Source organism: uncultured Porticoccus sp. (assembly GCF_913061305.1).
Lineage (GTDB): Bacteria > Pseudomonadota > Gammaproteobacteria > Pseudomonadales > Porticoccaceae > Porticoccus.
This window is the reverse complement of the sequence record NZ_CAJXST010000004.1, coordinates 231,843-249,280: the sequence shown is the minus strand read 5'-3', so window position 1 is coordinate 249,280 and position 17,438 is coordinate 231,843. Positions and strand designations below refer to the sequence as shown.

The following is a 17,438-nucleotide window of genomic DNA, read 5'->3' as shown; positions in this document are numbered from 1 at the left end:
ATTATCGGGCGAGACGGTGGCAAGGAATTGTTAGCGGGCATGAAAAGACCAGAGCCGAAGCAGGGATATTGACCAGCGCCAGAGAACGGCTGTCAACAGCCGAGATCGGTGCAACTACTCCTCAGCCTGACCACCTGAAAAATATCTCTGCCGGTATTGCCAACGACGCCTGGCCAGGTGTCTCATGCTGGCAACATCATCCGTTTCATCCATGATGGGCTGGCCGATCACGGCTTCAATCACATCCTCCAGCGTCACCAGGCCCAACCAGACGCCGTATTCATCGTAGACCAGCCGCATATGTTGCCGGTCATGGATCAACTGCGACATCAGCGCTTCCACGCTCAATTTTTCCGAGACCACCTCGACCGGTTTCATCAGATCCGACACGGTTTTCTGCCAAGGGATGTTCAACAGCTCATGACGGAAGACCATGCCCATCGGCACCTCATTGCCATCCAGCACCGGGTAACGTGAAAACTGGCCTACTTTTACCCGCTCAATGAAACTGCTGAGCAGCTCATCCGGCCTGGCAACTTCACAGACAGTACGCGGCGTCATGATGTCTTTCACCCTCACATCATGTAGATCGAGAATATTGCCAATCACCCGCTGCTCGTCGTCATCCAGCTTGTCCTGCTCCCTTCCCAACACAGTAAGCGCCTTGATTTCCTGACGAATATCGGGCTCGTGACCGCCGCCGCCAAACAGTTTCATGATCTGGTCGGACAACCAGATAAATGGTCGCAACAGGGTGATCAGACTGTTCAGTGTGATTGGCATAAAAGGCGCAATAACCGGCCAGTAGCGAGCGCCAATGGTTTTCGGAATGATTTCCGACAACACCAGAATCAGCAACGTCATCACCGCCGAGGCGATCCCCAGATAGCCACTGCCAAAGACAATCGCCACCTGTGCGCCAACACCAGTGGCACCCACCGTATGGGCCACCGTATTCAATGTCAGGATGGCGGCCAGCGGCTGATCAATCTGTTCTTTCAAATAGCTGAGTTGATCGTGGAGCCTGAGGTTTTCCAGCTTTTGTTGGGCAATATAACTGGGCGTAATTGACAGCAGTGCAGCTTCGAGAACCGAACAGATAAAAGAGACGGCAATGGACAACAGGGCAAAGGCGATGAGCAGTGTCATGAAGGCAGATTAGAGCATCCGGCAAGGTTTTAAAATCCCCCCACTCTCCAAGCACTCTCCCCGCTCAAGGAAGGCCCCGGACTCTGATCTGGTCCAATCACAGAACCACCCTGACTGGTCTTAAGGATCCGTTAAGGTACAGGCAGCTAGACTGCAGCCTGAAACAACCCCCCTACGGAAAAGGTGTCTCAGAACCCAAGTGCCCAAATCCATGAAAAGCCCGCTTCACACACGTATTTTCAATCTATTTGGCCCCTACGGGATACTGATCATCCTGTTACTCACCGGGCTGATGGTTTTATCCCTGTCCCGACTGGGTCTGATCGCCTGGCAATGGGATCGGGTAACGGCCGCAACTGATTTGTGGGTGATTATCAGTCAGGGTATCCGGGCAGACCTGATCATTATGGGTATGCTGTTGGCACCGCTTGCGTTGCTGACGCCAATACTGGCCTCGCGACTGTCATGGCCAGCCTGGCGGGTGCTGGTGCTGGTCTGGGGTGTCATCGCCATCACCTTGCTGGTGTTTATGGAAACCGCCACACCGGCCTTCATCCTGCAGTACGACCTGCGGCCCAACCGGTTGTTTGTTGAATACCTGAAATACCCCCGTGAAGTATTCGCCACCCTTTGGGGTGACTTTCGTCTGCCGCTGCTAATGGGAGTGCTGATCACAGCGCTGGCGGGCTGGGCAATCACGCGCCTGATGAAAAACTGGCTGAGAACCTACAACAAAATCTGGCCTCTCTGGAAGCTCTGGTTGACCTGGCCAATCGTCGCTGTATTGCTGGTGGTGATGGTGCGGTCTTCGGTGGGCCATCGCCCCGCCAACCCGGCCATCTTTGCCCTGACGCCGGACCCGCTGGTAAACAGCCTGATCATCAATTCCACCTGGTCTGTATACTTTGCGCTCTACAACATGAAGCACGAAGACCGTTCGGCCGAGGTGTACGGCACCCTCAGCGATGATGAAATCATGGAGCAACTGGACAAACTTTACCCCTGGCTGCAACCCGATGGTGACCAGCCCTTCCCGACGCTCAATTACCGCCAGGCCACACACTCACGGGAAAAGCCCCTCAATCTGGTGATCATTCTCGAAGAGAGCATGGGCGCCACCTTTGTCGGTTCCCTGGGCGGTGAAACTCCGGTCACGCCGGAACTGGAGAGACTCAAGGAACATGGCTGGTGGTTTGAGCAACTCTACTCCACCGGCACACGCTCCGTACGGGGCATTGAAGCGACCGTGAGCGGATTCCTGCCCACACGAGCCCGCAGTGTGGTCAAGCTGTCACTGTCACAACAGAACTTCTTCACCATTGCCGAGCTGCTTGGTATGCAGGGTTACACCACGGAGTTCATCTATGGTGGCGAGTCACACTTCGATAATATGGCCAGCTTTTTTATCGGCAATGGCTTCCAGTCGGTCATTGACCAGCGGGATTACGAAAACCCCGCCTTCGTCGGCAGCTGGGGCGTGTCCGATGAAGACCTCTTCGAGAAAACCCACCAACGGCTCAGCGAGGCGCAGCGACGCGATGAGGCTTATTTTGGCCTGGTCTTCACCTCCAGCAATCACTCGCCCTACGAGTTTCCCGATGGTCGTATCGAACTGCACAACCCGGAAAAACAAACCTACCCCAATGCCGTGAAATATGCGGACTATGCGCTCGGTGAATTTATTGACCGGGCCAGACAGAGTGACTATTGGCAAAACACCCTGTTCCTGGTGATCGCCGACCATGATTTGAAAGTGTTTGGTGACAGCCTGGTACCCATTGAACGCTTCCAGATTCCCGGTCTGATCCTGGGTGCAGATATTGAACCCAAACGCATCACCAGTGTCACCAGTCAGATTGATATGGCCCCCACCCTGCTCTCCCTGCTGGGCATCAGCGCGGAAACACCCATGATCGGTCGCGATATGACCCTTGAGAGTGAACAGCAATCTCCGGGCAGGGCACTGATGCAGTTCGCAGATTATTTTGCCCTGCTACAAGGGCGGCAAGTCACCATCCTGAGGCCTGGGCAATCCGCCTTGAGCGGTGTTTATGATCCCGCGGTCCGGCAACTGCAGCTCACCGGCGAGGCCACCGCAAGTGACACCCGCGAAGCACTGGCCCATGCGCTGATGCCCTCGTGGCTATACCGGCAACAACGCTACGATATGCCACGCAAACCGCTGGTGCTAACGGCGGAAAATCGGGACAGCAAAGATTTGGACAAACAGGGCACAGACCATGGCTAGTCAAAAGCCAGGGTTGGCTGGTAAATCGAATCAGGCGGAAGATCGGCGATCAAAAACCCAGGGTACGATCCCAGTCTTCCATATCAAGAAAACCGTGGACTTCCAGCTTGTTATTTTGACCAGGGCTGAAAAACAGGACAGTACCGTATTCAGGGGTTTCACTGGCGTACCCCAGGGACTCTTCAAAACTGTCGATACAACTGCTGTGGGTCACCATAATCAGGTTTCTGCCGGGCGCCTTGTTTGCCATGGCGTCCTTGAAGATGGTCTCTTTACATTTGAACAACCAGTCCCGATCAAAACCGCGGTCACCGAAGACAATACTTTCCGTCTGGGCTGTGCGATCCAGTGGACTGTTGTAGACGTCGCTGTTCAACAATCCAAGCCGATAAAAGTCATCACCCAGTGCTTGCCCCTCATCGACGGATCGCGCGGTGATACCTTGAGTGCCAACCAGACAGGGAGCATCCTCTTTATCACAACGCTCCAGGTGCCTTACCAGCACAATCACCTCACCCTTTTGCCATTGCGCTTTCAAGGTCGGCACTTGGTGACGGTTCTCCTCCGACAGATCGGCAATCGCAGGGGACTCAAAAACAATAACAGCCAGGGCGATTACAGACAGGGCAACGGCAATCACGAGCCATTTACGCTTACTGCTGATAATCGGAGTACCTAAATTCATATAACAATCCGCTGAACATTGATGGTTTTTTTCAGGATAAGCGCGACCATAGCAGATTTATTGTGCCATTTGCATGACAAGAGCGTGACAGCCTCAAAGCCAGCAGGCGCTATTCTGGAATGGTTAACTGAGCGTTACTTGAGCACCGGGGAGCACCGGGTTGTGGAAAAGACGGGAAAAACAGAAGAAATTCCCGGCTAAGCATGGCAAAAAACAAACCGTTGCCAACTCCGAGTTGGCCGGCATTCGACAATCAGTTTGGCCAGTGCAGCGTTTAGGCCAACAGCACTTTAAAGCCGATTAAAATCAATACCACGCCACCAAAAAGTTCCGCTTTACTCTCCAGCCAGGTACCACTTTTGATGCCGACAAAAATCCCGAGAAAGCTGAACAAAAAGGTGGTGATACCGATGACCAAGCAGGCCAGCAACGGCCCAACGTCGAGCAGGGTCAGGGCAAAACCGGCGGCCATGGCATCAATACTGGTGGCGATCGCCAGAACCAGCATCACCCGATGGGTGATATTCGCAATATCCTCTTCGATGCCCTCAGAAAAGGATTCGTAAATCATCTTGCCGCCAATCAATAGCAGCAGGAAAAATGCCACCCATGGCGCAAAAGCCTCGATCCAGCCCAGCACACCTTTGCCACCCAGGTAACCGATCATCGGCATCAGCGCCTGGAAAATACCGAAATAGGCACCGGCCATTAAAGCCAATGTAATGGCTTTGCCCTTGTGCTTTGAGCCCAGGCCAATGGAGACTGCAAACGCGTCCATACTCAACGCAACGGCCAGAAATAAGACTTCGATCACTGCAAACGATTCCCTGAAATTAATCCGGCCTTGCCACCAGTGGCAAACCACAAGAAAAAACAACCCGACGGCATTATGTCCCTGTCCGGTGTTGGGATAACCCGACCAGACAGGCTAAGATTCACCGACTCAAATCGAATGCTGCCAGAATAATATTATGTACCTGATCCTGAAAAACACTCACATCACACTCGCCCTGCTCAGCCTGACCCTGTTTGTTGTGCGGGCCGTCTGGTCGGTCAATGCATCGCCAAAACTGCAACAGAAGTGGGCCAAAATCGTCCCACACATTATCGATACCCTGCTGCTCGCCTCTGCGGTGTACCTGATGATGGCCAGTCACCAGTATCCGTTTGCCGACAGCTGGCTTACCGCCAAGCTGATCGCCCTGATCGCCTATATCGGAACGGGGACTTTTGCCATCAAACGCGGCCGAACCGCGGGCATCCGGTTACTGTTCAGCCTGATGTCGGTGGCGATTTTCTGCTACATCCTTGCCGTGGCAATCACCCATTCACCCTCGTTATAAAAGCTCACAGGTTTCTGCGGGGACTTTGCGGCCCTCTGTTCATCAAGCCTTGGGCAGGGTAACTCCGCGCTGACCCTGGTATTTGCCGCCCCGGTCTGCATAGGAGGTTTCACAGACCTCATCGGATTCAAAAAACAGCATCTGTGCGACACCTTCATTGGCATAAATTTTTGCCGGCAGGCTGGTGGTGTTGGAAAACTCCAGCGTCACGTGACCCTCCCACTCCGGTTCCAGCGGGGTGACATTGACGATGATGCCGCAGCGGGCATAGGTGGATTTACCGAGACAGATGGTCAGTACATTGCGCGGTATACGGAAATATTCGATCGTACTGGCCAGAGCGAAGGAGTTGGGCGGGATAATGCAGTAATCCCCCTTCACATCCACAAAAGCATCGGAGTCGAAATTTTTCGGATCGACTGTTTTGGAATGGATGTTGGTGAAAATTTTGAAATTATCGGCACAGCGCACATCGTACCCATAGCTCGACACCCCGTAGGAAATCACTTTCTGGCCGTTGGGATCGGGCTGCCGCACCTGGGTTCCCTGAAACGGCTCAATCATGCCGTGTTCTCTGGACATACGGGTAATCCACTTGTCGGATTTGATGCTCATACTGTGATGCTCTCAAGTAAAGTGCCAGGGGTCTTGGGTGGGCCTACAAACAACCACGTCAGGATCCGTTGTTGCATGCCCGGTGTGCCCGAAAGTGGGCCATGATACCGGTTTGGATCAACTGGTCAAAGTCCTAAAAAGGGCGACCCTGAACGAGTTATTCAATCGTGATCTGTGGGCCACCGGACCTGTCAGTCCCGGACAGAAGTACTGCGATTCGCTCAGCGATCTCACCATAACGCTGTGCGGTCGAGCCTTCCGGCTCCGCAATCACCGAGGGTCTGCCGCCATCGACCTGCTCGCGAATCAGACGGTCCAGCGGCAGGGAACCCAGCACCTCGGTTTGGTATTGCGCTGCGACCCGCTGACCACCGCCCTCACCAAAGATAGGCTCCTCGTGGCCGCACTGGCTGCAACGATGCATTGCCATGTTTTCCACGATACCCAATACCGGAATCTTTACCTTGCTGAACATCTCAATCGCCTTGCGGGCATCCAGCAACGCAATATCCTGCGGTGTGGTGACAATCACAGCACCTGCCATACTGGCCTTCTGGGCCAGGGTCAGCTGGATATCGCCAGTCCCCGGCGGCATATCCACCACCAGATAGTCCAGTGCACCCCAACGGGTCTGATTGAGCATCTGCATCAGGGCACCAGTCGCCATCGGCCCGCGCCAGACCATGGGTGTCTGTTCGGTGACCAGGTAACCCATGGACATGGACACAATGCCGTGGGCCGGCACCGGCAAAAAGTATTTTTCCTCCTCCACCTGAGGCCGGGTACCGTCGGGTAAACCGAGCATCATCGGCACACTGGGGCCATAGATATCCGCATCCAGAATACCGACTTTGGCGCCGTTGGCGGCCAATGCCAGCGCCAGATTCACCGCGGTGGTGGATTTGCCGACACCACCTTTGCCAGACGCCACACCGATAATATATTTGATCTCTGCCAAACCGTCCTGAACGGTTACCTCAGCCATACGAAATCCCCTTGACAACGGATGAAAAAACGGGGCAAAACCGTTATAGTTGCGCCCCTTTACCAGTATTCGATGACAACCGCTTTTGCCCACGTCGATTCCCAACGCCAACCACAGCAGCTCCCAACATGACTGAACGCCGAAAAATTCTTGTTACCAGTGCCCTGCCCTATGCCAATGGTTCAATCCATCTGGGGCATCTGGTGGAATACATTCAGACAGATATCTGGGTTCGTTTCCAGAAAATGCGCGGCCATGAATGTTACTACGTCTGCGCCGATGATGCGCACGGCACCGCCATCATGCTCAAGGCGGAACAACTCGGCATCAGCCCCGAAGAACTGATCGACCAGGTCCGGACAGAACACCAGCAGGATTTTGCAGCATTTCTGATTGACTTTGATAACTACCACTCCACCCACTCTGTGGAGAACCGCGAGCTGTCATCACTGATCTATTCCCGCCTGCGGGACAATGGTCATATTGCCACACGGGAAATCACCCAGGCCTATGATCCGGAAAAACACCTGTTTCTGGCAGATCGCTACATCAAGGGCACCTGTCCCAAATGCAAAACTGAGGATCAGTACGGCGACAACTGCGAAGCCTGTGGGGCCACCTACGCACCCACGGATCTGATCAACCCGGTGTCGGTCATCTCCGGCGCCACGCCGGTAGAGAAAGCTTCCACGCACTTTTTTTTCAAGCTACCGGAATTCAGCGACTTTCTCAAAGCCTGGACCCGCGCCGGTCATGTGCAAGAGGAGGTGGCCAACAAGCTCGGGGAATGGCTGGAGGGCGGTCTGCACGAATGGGATATCAGTCGCGATGCGCCCTATTTCGGCTTTGAAATCCCCGATGCCCCCGGCAAATATTTCTATGTCTGGCTGGATGCGCCGATCGGCTACATGGCCAGCTTCAGGAATCTCTGTGAGCGCGAAGGCATCGACTTCAATAGCTTCTGGGGTGAACAGGCCGAGAGCGAGCTGTACCACTTTATCGGCAAGGATATTGTCAATTTTCACGCCCTGTTCTGGCCGGCCATGCTCAGCAGCGCTGGTTTCCGCACGCCTACAGCGGTCTGCGTACACGGCTTTCTGACGGTGAACGGCAAGAAAATGTCGAAATCCCGCGGCACCTTTATCAATGCCCGCAGCTATCTGGACAATCTCAACCCGGAATACCTGCGCTATTATTTTGCCGCCAAACTCTCCTCCGGCGTGGATGATCTGGACCTGAACCTGGACGACTTTATCCAGCGGGTCAACAGCGATCTGGTGGGCAAGGTGGTCAATATCGCCAGTCGCTGCGCCAAATTTATCAGCAAGGGTAACGACGGTGTATTGGCGGCCAGTATTGCGGATGAAGCCCTGTGGCACCGGGTTTCCGCAGCTGCCGACAGCATTGCCGACTACTACGAGCAGCGGGAATTCGGCAGAGCGATCCGCGAGATCATGTCACTCGCCGATGCAGCCAACGAATATATTGCCGCGAGGGCACCCTGGCAACTGGCGAAAGAAGAAGGCCGCGAACAGGAAGTCCAGGATATCTGCTCCCTCGGTATCAACCTGTTCCGTGCCCTGATGATTTACCTGAAGCCGGTGCTGCCCGCGATGGCGGCAGAAGTGGAGACCTTCCTCAACAGTCCGCTGGACTGGCCCGCCAAAATTGAACCGCTGCTGAACCATCGCATCGACAATTTCAAACCGCTGATGCAGCGGGTCGACCCGGACAAGGTGGCCGCCATGCTGGAAGCCAGCAGGGAAGCGCTGGCGGAAACCACTGCAGCCCCGCCCTCCGGGCCACTGATGGAAGAGCCGCTGGCGACGGAAATCGGTTTTGAGGATTTCATCAAGGTCGATCTACGTGTGGCGCGCATTGTGGCGGCAAAAGCCGTCGAAGGGGCCGACAAACTGCTGCAACTGACACTGGACATCGGCGGCGAAACTCGCACGGTATTTTCCGGGATCAAGGCCGCCTATCAGCCAGAAGACTTGGAGGGCAGGCTGACCGTGCTGGTGGCCAATCTGGCACCCCGCAAAATGCGCTTTGGTCTGTCGGAAGGTATGGTGCTGGCAGCCGGAGACAAACAGGGCATTTACCTGTTGTCTCCCGACAGCGGCGCACAGCCCGGACAGCGCATCGTCTGACGCACTGGGGCCTGTTCACAGAAACAGCTGGCAGTGACGCGGCCATATCACTAAACGCTATGCCTTATGGCCAAATAAACTAAACAGCTCGTGTTTTATGCTTATTAGTCAGCAATACTGACCGCTATAATGGTCGGCTAGTAAATCATCTCCCTTTGCAAGCGAGACAGGACGAAATGCAGGAATTTGCCGTCATTCTGATCAGCGCCATCCTGGTGAACAACTTTGTTCTGGTCCAGTTCCTGGGCCTGTGCCCCTTCATGGGGGTCTCCAACAAGCTGGAGACCGCCATCGGCATGGCCGGGGCCACCACTTTCGTACTGACACTCGCCGCCATGTCCAGCTACCTGGTGAACACCTGGATTCTGCAGCCACTGGACCTGACCTACCTGAAGACCATTTCCTTCATTCTCGTCATCGCAGTGGTCGTACAGTTCACCAAGATGTTTATCGAGAAAACCAGCCCTTTGCTCTACCGGGTTCTGGGGGTATTTCTGCCGCTGATCACCACCAATTGTGCGGTGCTCGGGGTGGCACTGCAAAATACCGCCAAGGCCCACAACCTGTTCCAGTCCACACTGTATGGTTTTGGTGCCGCCATCGGCTTTTCGCTGGTATTGATCCTGTTTTCCGCCATGCGAGAGAGACTGGCGGTAGCCGATGTACCGACCCCGTTTCGCGGAGCCGCGATCGGCATGATTACCGCCGGCTTGATGTCACTGGCCTTCATGGGCTTTAGCGGGCTGGTATAGGGGTTCTGCGTGATTGAGTTGATTTTGCAAAATCCACTGATCGCCGCACTGGTTGCACTGGTGGGGCTGGCACTGGTGTTTGGTGCCGTGCTGGGCTTTGCCGCCATCAAATTCCGCATTGAAGGCGACCCGATCGTCCAGCAGATCGATAAGCTGCTACCCCAGACCCAATGCGGCCAATGCGGCTATCCCGGCTGCCGACCCTACGCCCAGGCCATCGCCAATGGCGATGCGATCAACAAATGTCCTCCCGGCGGCCAGAGCACCATCAATGCACTGGCCACCCTGCTGGGAGTTGAAGCCCCCTCGCTCGATGCCGAGCACGGCGAAGAAAATGACGTCAAAACCGTGGCGTATATCCGCGAGGACGAATGCATTGGCTGCACCAAGTGTATCCAGGCCTGCCCGGTGGATGCCATTCTCGGTGCAGCCAAGATGATGCACACCGTCATCGCCAGCGAGTGCACCGGTTGCGACCTGTGTGTGGAACCCTGCCCGGTGGACTGCATTGATATGATCCCGGTACCCCAGGGCCTGTCTGACTGGACCTGGGATATGCCCCCACCCGCCGAAGAGCAGATTAAAGCCCAGAGGCACCCTGCCGGGATCATCGCCACGGACCGGGGAGACAACGCGGCATGAGAAAGGTCTGGGATCTGATCGGCGGCGTCCACCCTCCGGAAAACAAGCACCAGTCGGTACAGTTACCGATTGGCGTCCTCCCCTTGCCGGAAAAACTGGTCATCCCGCTCAACCAGCATATCGGCGCGCCCGCCAAACTGCTGGTGGCCACCGGAGACCGTGTTCTCAAGGGACAGGAACTCGCCGAACCCACTGGCCTGGTCAGTGTCGGTGTTCACGCCCCCACCTCGGGCACCATCAGCGATATCAGTGAGTACCCCATTCCCCATCCCTCGGGCATGGCGGCCCGCAGCATCACACTGATCCCCGACGGTCAGGAACAGTGGGTTGACCACGTCGGTATCGACACGACGTATTCCTTTCAGGACTACAGTCCGGCCAAATTACTGGAAATGATTCGCCACGCGGGCATTGCCGGCCTCGGTGGTGCCGGTTTTCCATCGGCAGTCAAACTGTCCCCACGCAAAGCCATTACCACCCTGATTATCAACGCATCCGAGTGCGAACCCTATATCACTGCCGACGATATGCTGATGCGCGAGCGGGCGGAGGCCATTGTGGAGGGCGTCCAGATCCTCAGCTATATCCTCGGCGGACCGGAAGAAGTGCTGATCGGCATTGAGGACAACAAACCCGAGGCGCGTGCGGCACTGGAACCCTTTGTCCGGGACACCCACATTCAGCTGGTCAGTTTCCCCACTCGCTACCCCTCCGGCGGCGAGAAACAGCTCATTCAGATTCTCACCGGCCGCGAAGTTCCCAGCGGTGGACTACCCGCTGACATTGGCATTGTCTGCCAGAATGTGGGTACGGCTTTCGCGGTACAAAAGGCGATTTATTTCGGCGAGCCGCTGATTTCCCGAATTACTACGGTAACCGGGCGGGCTTGCGCAACCAACCGGAACTATGAGGTGCTGATCGGCACACCTATCGCGCATCTGCTGGCCCATAACGGTTTTGATGAGCACGACTGTTCCAGACTGATCATGGGTGGTCCGATGATGGGTTTCACCCTCACTGACCCGGATATACCGGTCATCAAAACCACAAATTGCATTCTCGCCGCCTCGAGGGAGGAATCCCCGACCCCACCACCGTCCCAGCCCTGTATTCGCTGTGGCATGTGCGCGGAAGCCTGTCCCGCCAGCCTGCTGCCCCAGCAGTTATTCTGGTATGCCCAGTCCCACAACCACGAGCGACTGGAGGCCCACAATCTGTTCGACTGCATTGAATGCGGTGCCTGCTCCTATGTCTGCCCGAGCAATATCCCTCTGGTGCAGTATTACCGCGCCTCCAAAGGTGAAATTCGCAAACAGGCGCAGGAAAAAATCAAATCCGATCGGGCCAGAGCGCGATTCGAGTTCCAGAAAGCCCGCAAGGAACAGGAAGAAATGGCCAAAGCCGCCAAGCGGGAAGCCCGCAAACAGGCTGCCGAACAGGCCAAAGCCATGACTGCCGAGCGCGGCAACAAGCCCCAGGGAAGCGAGGATATTGTCAAGGCTGCCATGGCCCGTGCCGCCGAGAGTCAGACCTCTCCCGCAGAGCAACAGGCCAGACTGGAACGCGGCATTGCCCGTGCAGAAAGCCATTTGCATACGGTTGAGAAACGGCTGGAGACCATTCGCGAAGAAGGGTCGGAGCAACAACAGGAACAGGCCCGGGCGGCCGTCGAGGATGCCCGACGACGACTCGAGGACGCCCGCAGAAAACGGGCGCAACTCGACGAGGCCACAGGTTCGCCGGATACAGACAAAGTGATGGCACGGCTACAGGCCGGCCCCCGGGAAACACTGGAAAAGAAAATTGCCAGCTGCAAGGAGCGGATTGCGGTCACCCGGCAGAAGATTGCCGACAGCGATGATGAGACCCTGAAGGCCGCCCTGACAAGCGGTCTTGAGAAGCAGCAAGCCAAACTGGCCGATGCACAGCAGGCACTGGCGGAACTCCCGGACAATACGCCCGACACGCCCGTCACCCGGGAAACTACCGATGCGGCGGCTAACGCGATTGCACAGGCCCAGGCCCGCGCAGCGGCCACCCGTGATCTCCCGGCAGAGGAAAAACTCCGTCAGACAGTGGTTGCCCTGGAGGGACGCATTGAAAAAGCCAGGGCAAAACTGGATGAGGCAAGGGCCGGCGAGTCAGAATACGTCAATGCCCTGCAGGCAGGCCTGGAGAAATTACAGGACAAATTGCTTGACGCCCAGCAGCAACTGAATGCTATCGCTACCCAGCCCTCGGCAGTCGATGACGACAGCGGAGATGCGGCCTCATCGGCCATTGCCCGCGCCCAGGCAAGAGTGGCAGAACTGGCCAGCATGTCAGAAGAGGACAAACTCCGCGAAACCGTCACCTCCCTGAAAAGCCGGCTGGAAAAAGCCCGTATCAAACTGAGAGAGGCGGAAGCAGAGCGCTCTGAGCATGTGGACAGCCTGCGTACCGCTGCTGAAAAGCTGCAGGTCAGACTGACCGAAGCCGAGCAACAGCTCGCCGAATATCACCCTTGACCGGATCCCGCTATGGCGTTGCTTAAAATCACATCACCCCATGCGCACACGGCCCAGAGCACAGCCTCGGTGATGCGGCTGGTACTGCTCGCGACCATTCCCGGACTGATCGCACTGACCCTGTTTTTCGGCTGGGGCTCGCTCATCAATATTCTGCTGGCAGGCTCCGTAGCCGTGTTCTGTGAAGCTGCCGTAATGCACCTGCGCAAGCGCCCGGTGATGTTTTACCTGGGCGACAACAGTGCACTGGTCACCGCCGTACTGCTGGGACTCGCCCTGCCGCCCCTGGCACCCTGGTGGGTAGTCGTTATAGGTACCAGCTTCGCCATCCTGATCGCCAAACATCTCTACGGCGGGCTGGGCTATAACCCGTTCAACCCCGCCATGGTCGGCTATGTGGTACTGCTGATTTCCTTTCCGGTGCAGATGACCGCATGGCCGGCACCACTGCCACTCTATGCAGAGGGTGTCTCTCCGCCGGAATTTCTGGCCTCATTGCAAATCGTCTTTGGGCTGCCCGGTGTTGAAACGGTGGACGCCTTCACCGCTGCAACACCACTGGATACCCTCCGGCAAAACAGTGGCCTGCTGATCGCCCAACTGTACGAACAGGACCCGCTGTTCAGTCTCGCCCGCTGGGCCGGAGCCGGCTGGGAATGGGTCAACCTGGGTTTTTTACTGGGGGGCTGTTTTTTGCTGTATCGCCGGGTATTTACCTGGCACGGCCCGGTTGCCATGCTGGCCAGTCTCAGTCTCTGCGCGGCGCTGTTTTATGACGGCGGCAGCTCCGCCAGTCACGGCTCACCCCTCATGCACCTGCTCTCTGGCGGCACCATGCTGGGCGCTTTCTTTATTCTGACTGACCCGGTCAGTTCCGCCACCAGTAACCGTGGGCGACTGATTTTCGGTGCACTGATCGGGGTGCTGATTTTCATTATTCGCAGTTGGGGCAGCTATCCGGACGCTGTGGCTTTCGCGGTGTTATTGATGAATTTTGCCGCACCACTGATTGATAATTACACGCTGCCACGAACCTATGGCCACAAAAAATCCCGCCGCGCTACGGAGAAAAAAGAATGAGCATGGCTTCGCTGGCCAGGTCCATCAGCTTCAACAGCCTGCTGCTGGGCCTGTTTGCCCTGATCACTGCAACGCTGCTATCCGTCACCTATCTGGGGACCGAGCAACCCATCGCCGACGCCAAGCGGGAGGTAGCCAAGCGGGCTCTGCTGGAAATCGTACCGCTGGACAGACACACCAACAATTTACTGGTGGATACCGTGGCCATCCGTGCTGAATCCTGGCCAATGCTTGGGATCGAGGAGGGTGTGGCCAATATTGCCCGCCAGGGCGACGAGCCGGTAGCCGTCATACTGCCCTCGGTGGCCGGGGACGGTTACAACGGTGACATTCAGATGATTATCGGTATCAATATAGATGGTACAGTGGCCGGGGTTCGAGTGATTTCACATCGGGAAACACCCGGTCTGGGTGACAAGGTCGATCTGAGCAAGAATGACTGGATTCTGGATTTCAACGGCAAATCACTTAGCAATCCGCCCCCTGACAGATGGAAAGTGAAAAAAGACGGCGGAAATTTCGACCAGTTCACCGGCGCCACCATCACTCCCCGGGCCGTGGTCAATCAGGTGTTCAAGACCCTGCAATACTTTAAGGAAGACCGGGAGCGACTGCTGAAAGCCGCCCAACGGCCTGTATCAAACCCACAACCAGCGACAGAGGATGCAAAACATGGCGGATGAAACCAGCTATCGCGACATCACCCGCAATGGCCTGTGGACAAACAATGCTGCACTGGTCCAATTACTTGGTCTTTGTCCCCTGCTGGCCGTCACCGGGTCAGTGGTCAATGCTCTGGGTTTGGGTCTTGCCACCATGCTGGTACTGACGGGCTCGAATATTGTCGTGTCAATGATTCGCCACCGGGTTTCCGAAGCGGTCAAGATTCCGGCTTTTGTCATGATTATTGCCACATTTACCACCTGTACGGAATTGCTGATGCAGGCATTCACCTATGAGCTGTATGTCATTCTGGGTATTTTTATCCCGTTGATTGTCACCAACTGCGCCATCCTTGGGCGCGCCGAGGCGTTTGCCAGCAAGAACCCTGTGGGGGCCTCCGCACTGGATGGACTCATGATGGGTGCCGGCTTCGGGCTGGTACTTCTCGCAATCGGGGCGATCCGGGAAATTCTGGGCAGTGGTACGCTGTTTGCCAACATGCACCTGTTGTTCGGCCCCGTGGCCGAGAATTGGGCCCTGCAGTTATTTGGCAATGGTTACGGGTTTCTGGTAATCATCCTGCCGCCGGGGGCTTTTCTGGTAGCCGGCATGCTGATCGCCCTGAAGAATGTCATCGACGGACGTATTGAACGGCGCAGGATGATGCGCCAGTTACCGGTTACCAAAGGGGCCAAACGGGTGAGAACTACCGGTGCAATCAGCTGAGATTGTTTACCAAAACCGGATGGCAGGGAACAACGCCCCACTACCACATTGACTCGGGCCCCCGTGTCTCATAGCATCAAGCCGTATGCAGTTCAGGATATCTGGGGAGACGAATGAAAAAGACCGGCGCTTGGCTCACCCGGTATGCACTGGAACAGATCGGGGTCACGCATACCTTCGGGATACCCGGTTTTCACAATACGGCTATTTATACTGAACTCCAACAGTCCGACACTATCACCCCCTCCCTGGTAACCCACGAGGCCTCAGCCGCTTTTATGGCCGATGCCATCAGCCGTACAACCAGGTCGATTGGCACTCTGCTGATTATTCCCGGTGCCGGCGTTACCCACGCGGCAAGCGGTATTGGTGAAGCATTTCTCGGCGGCATCCCCATGCTGGTCATTGCCGGGGGCATTGATTACCAGACCAATCACCGTTTTCAGCGGCAGGATATCGACCACCGCGCCCTGTTGACCCCGATCACCAAAGCAACCTATCTGGTAGAACACCTCTCGGACATTGTGCCCACCATTTTTGAGGCCTACCGCACTGCGATAGAAGGCGAGCCCGGCCCGGTGTTTGTGGAAATCCCGGTCAACCTGCAAACCCGCAGCATCGACAACGGTTCCCTGCCCATCTTCGATGGGCATCGCATCAATCCCCCACTGGATATGGCCGCCATTGAACTGGCCGCCGAGAGGCTGGCAAAGGCTGAACACCCGGGATTATTGATTGGCTGGGGCGCCCGCGAGGCAAGTGAGTCAATACAGGCATTGGCGACCCACCTGAATGCCCCGGTGGCGACCACCCTGCAGGGGCTGAGCGTGTTTCCCGCCAATCACCCCCTGCATACCGGCATGGGCTTTGGCCCCGCTGCAGTACCAGCGGCACAACACGCCTTTGCCAACTGTGATTGTCTGTTGGCAATCGCTACCCGTTTTTCGGAAATACCCACCGGCAACTACGGTCTCAGCATGCCAGAGGCCTTGATCCATGTGGATATCAACCCGGCGGTATTCAATGCCAATTACCCGGCGGAACTGACCCTGCTCGGCGATGCAGCCGACGTGGTTGCAGCACTGGCGGAGGCGATCAAAAAATATATGCCGACTTCCGCCTCTGACGACACATTGATCGCAAAGATCGCTACCGACAAACAGAATTATCTGGCCGACTGGCAGAAACAACCCGACAAGCGGGTCAATCCGGCCCATTTTTTTACCGCACTGCGACAGCGCATGCCGGATGATGCACTGGTGGCCTGCGACGATGGCAACCACATGTTTCTGGCTGCAGAACTGTTGCCGATCCATCAACCCGGCGGGTTTATTTGTCCCGGTGACTTCAATGCCATGGGTTACGGAGTGCCCGCCGCCAACGCACTGAAAATGGCCCATCCCCAGAGCACAGTCATCGGTCTGGTCGGTGACGCCGCAATGATGATGACGGGAATGGAAGCGCTGACTGCCAGCAAGTATCAGCTCGGGGTTATTTACTGCCTGTTTAACGATGGGGAGGTATCCGGTGAGATCCGACAACTCCCCGGCCAGGGAACACAGATGATCAAACTGGGTGAAGCGGACTGGGTGTCTTTTGCCCATGCCGTCGGCTGCGAATACGTGGCCATTGAAGACAACGGCGACATTGAATCAGCCCTGGATACGGCGTTTTCTCTGGCGATGGAAAACAGACCGGTGATGATCGATATCCACGTTGATTACAGCCGGCAAAGCGCCTTCAGTGAGGGCATCCGGGGAACCCGTCCAAAGCACCTTACCAATCCATCGAAGGCCAGAATGTTTGCCCGCGCCCTGAAAGAAAAAATTATTGGCTGATGGGCAGCTGATGGACAACAGAGGGGACCCATACTCGGCAAGACAGGGTGCTTAA

The 17,438-nt window shown here is 56.2% G+C and carries 15 protein-coding genes; 10 read left to right on the top strand and 5 right to left on the bottom strand.

From position 1 onward, the window contains the following. Positions 1 to 114: 114 nt before the first annotated feature. Positions 115 to 1,149, bottom strand: a complete 1,035-nt coding sequence (locus QZ516_RS06590; protein WP_297187748.1) for a CNNM domain-containing protein — start codon at positions 1,147 to 1,149, stop codon at positions 115 to 117. A gap of 211 nt (positions 1,150 to 1,360) precedes the next feature. On the opposite strand from QZ516_RS06590, the gene QZ516_RS06585 reads away from it, so the two are divergent. Further along, positions 1,361 to 3,397: an LTA synthase family protein gene (locus QZ516_RS06585; RefSeq protein WP_297187745.1), complete on the top strand. Its 2,037-nt coding sequence runs from the start codon at positions 1,361 to 1,363 to the stop codon at positions 3,395 to 3,397. Between the two features lie 49 nt (positions 3,398 to 3,446). Here QZ516_RS06585 and QZ516_RS06580 read toward each other — a convergent pair whose 3' ends face one another. Together QZ516_RS06580 and QZ516_RS06575 are read right to left on the bottom strand one after the other, a co-directional pair. Beyond that, on the bottom strand, positions 3,447 to 4,082 hold the full coding sequence (locus QZ516_RS06580) for a hypothetical protein (RefSeq protein ID WP_297187743.1): 636 nt from the start codon (positions 4,080 to 4,082) through the stop codon (positions 3,447 to 3,449). Between the two features lie 274 nt (positions 4,083 to 4,356). Then, positions 4,357 to 4,896: a manganese efflux pump MntP family protein gene (locus tag QZ516_RS06575; RefSeq protein WP_297187742.1), complete on the bottom strand. Its 540-nt coding sequence runs from the start codon at positions 4,894 to 4,896 to the stop codon at positions 4,357 to 4,359. Positions 4,897 to 5,053: 157 nt separating this feature from the next. Between QZ516_RS06575 and QZ516_RS06570 the strand changes: the two genes are divergently transcribed. After that, positions 5,054 to 5,425 (top strand): SirB2 family protein, encoded by a 372-nt coding sequence (locus tag QZ516_RS06570; protein ID WP_297187741.1) that lies wholly within the window; start codon positions 5,054 to 5,056, stop codon positions 5,423 to 5,425. A gap of 42 nt (positions 5,426 to 5,467) precedes the next feature. Here the strand turns inward: QZ516_RS06570 and dcd are convergent, their stop codons facing one another. Next, positions 5,468 to 6,040, bottom strand: a complete 573-nt coding sequence (gene dcd, locus QZ516_RS06565; protein WP_297187739.1) for a dCTP deaminase — start codon at positions 6,038 to 6,040, stop codon at positions 5,468 to 5,470. Positions 6,041 to 6,197: 157 nt separating this feature from the next. Beyond that, positions 6,198 to 7,025: an iron-sulfur cluster carrier protein ApbC gene (gene apbC, locus QZ516_RS06560; RefSeq protein WP_297187737.1), complete on the bottom strand. Its 828-nt coding sequence runs from the start codon at positions 7,023 to 7,025 to the stop codon at positions 6,198 to 6,200. Between the two features lie 128 nt (positions 7,026 to 7,153). On the opposite strand from apbC, the gene metG reads away from it, so the two are divergent. The 8 genes from metG (at position 7,154) to QZ516_RS06520 (ending at position 17,383) form a co-directional block, all read left to right on the top strand. Beyond that, entirely contained in the window at positions 7,154 to 9,175 is a 2,022-nt protein-coding gene (metG, locus tag QZ516_RS06555) for a methionine--tRNA ligase (protein ID WP_297187736.1), read from the top strand. 176 nt (positions 9,176 to 9,351) lie between these two features. Beyond that, positions 9,352 to 9,927: an electron transport complex subunit RsxA gene (rsxA, locus tag QZ516_RS06550; protein ID WP_297187734.1), complete on the top strand. Its 576-nt coding sequence runs from the start codon at positions 9,352 to 9,354 to the stop codon at positions 9,925 to 9,927. Positions 9,928 to 9,936: 9 nt separating this feature from the next. After that, positions 9,937 to 10,569: an electron transport complex subunit RsxB gene (rsxB, locus tag QZ516_RS06545; RefSeq protein ID WP_297187733.1), complete on the top strand. Its 633-nt coding sequence runs from the start codon at positions 9,937 to 9,939 to the stop codon at positions 10,567 to 10,569. Then, the gene (gene rsxC / locus QZ516_RS06540; RefSeq protein ID WP_297187731.1) at positions 10,566 to 13,076 is read left to right on the top strand and encodes an electron transport complex subunit RsxC; all 2,511 of its coding nucleotides are present in this window, start codon (positions 10,566 to 10,568) and stop codon (positions 13,074 to 13,076) included. Before rsxB ends, rsxC begins: the two co-directional genes overlap by 4 nt. A gap of 12 nt (positions 13,077 to 13,088) precedes the next feature. After that, positions 13,089 to 14,156, top strand: a complete 1,068-nt coding sequence (gene rsxD, locus QZ516_RS06535; protein ID WP_297187729.1) for an electron transport complex subunit RsxD — start codon at positions 13,089 to 13,091, stop codon at positions 14,154 to 14,156. Next, positions 14,153 to 14,839, top strand: a complete 687-nt coding sequence (gene rsxG, locus QZ516_RS06530) for an electron transport complex subunit RsxG (RefSeq protein ID WP_297187727.1) — start codon at positions 14,153 to 14,155, stop codon at positions 14,837 to 14,839. Before rsxD ends, rsxG begins: the two co-directional genes overlap by 4 nt. Beyond that, on the top strand, positions 14,829 to 15,545 hold the full coding sequence (locus QZ516_RS06525) for an electron transport complex subunit E (protein WP_297187726.1): 717 nt from the start codon (positions 14,829 to 14,831) through the stop codon (positions 15,543 to 15,545). The genes rsxG and QZ516_RS06525 overlap by 11 nt, the downstream gene beginning before the upstream one ends. 113 nt (positions 15,546 to 15,658) lie before the next feature. After that, a complete protein-coding gene (locus tag QZ516_RS06520) occupies positions 15,659 to 17,383 on the top strand; it encodes a thiamine pyrophosphate-binding protein (RefSeq protein ID WP_297187724.1) in 1,725 nt (574 codons plus the stop codon). Positions 17,384 to 17,438: the final 55 nt, after the last annotated feature.

Bases quoted from the DNA above. Each gene is read 5' to 3' on its own strand.
- QZ516_RS06590 (WP_297187748.1), bottom strand. From the start codon at position 1,149: ATGACACTGCTCATCGCCTTTGCCCTGTTGTCCATTGCCGTCTCTTTT.
- QZ516_RS06520 (WP_297187724.1), top strand. From the start codon at position 15,659: ATGAAAAAGACCGGCGCTTGGCTCACCCGGTATGCACTGGAACAGATC.
- QZ516_RS06585 (WP_297187745.1), top strand. From the start codon at position 1,361: ATGAAAAGCCCGCTTCACACACGTATTTTCAATCTATTTGGCCCCTAC.
- apbC (WP_297187737.1), bottom strand. From the start codon at position 7,025: ATGGCTGAGGTAACCGTTCAGGACGGTTTGGCAGAGATCAAATATATT.
- dcd (WP_297187739.1), bottom strand. From the start codon at position 6,040: ATGAGCATCAAATCCGACAAGTGGATTACCCGTATGTCCAGAGAACAC.
- metG (WP_297187736.1), top strand. From the start codon at position 7,154: ATGACTGAACGCCGAAAAATTCTTGTTACCAGTGCCCTGCCCTATGCC.
- rsxC (WP_297187731.1), top strand. From the start codon at position 10,566: ATGAGAAAGGTCTGGGATCTGATCGGCGGCGTCCACCCTCCGGAAAAC.
- rsxA (WP_297187734.1), top strand. From the start codon at position 9,352: ATGCAGGAATTTGCCGTCATTCTGATCAGCGCCATCCTGGTGAACAAC.
- QZ516_RS06570 (WP_297187741.1), top strand. From the start codon at position 5,054: ATGTACCTGATCCTGAAAAACACTCACATCACACTCGCCCTGCTCAGC.
- QZ516_RS06580 (WP_297187743.1), bottom strand. From the start codon at position 4,082: ATGAATTTAGGTACTCCGATTATCAGCAGTAAGCGTAAATGGCTCGTG.
- rsxG (WP_297187727.1), top strand. From the start codon at position 14,153: ATGAGCATGGCTTCGCTGGCCAGGTCCATCAGCTTCAACAGCCTGCTG.
- rsxD (WP_297187729.1), top strand. From the start codon at position 13,089: ATGGCGTTGCTTAAAATCACATCACCCCATGCGCACACGGCCCAGAGC.
- QZ516_RS06525 (WP_297187726.1), top strand. From the start codon at position 14,829: ATGGCGGATGAAACCAGCTATCGCGACATCACCCGCAATGGCCTGTGG.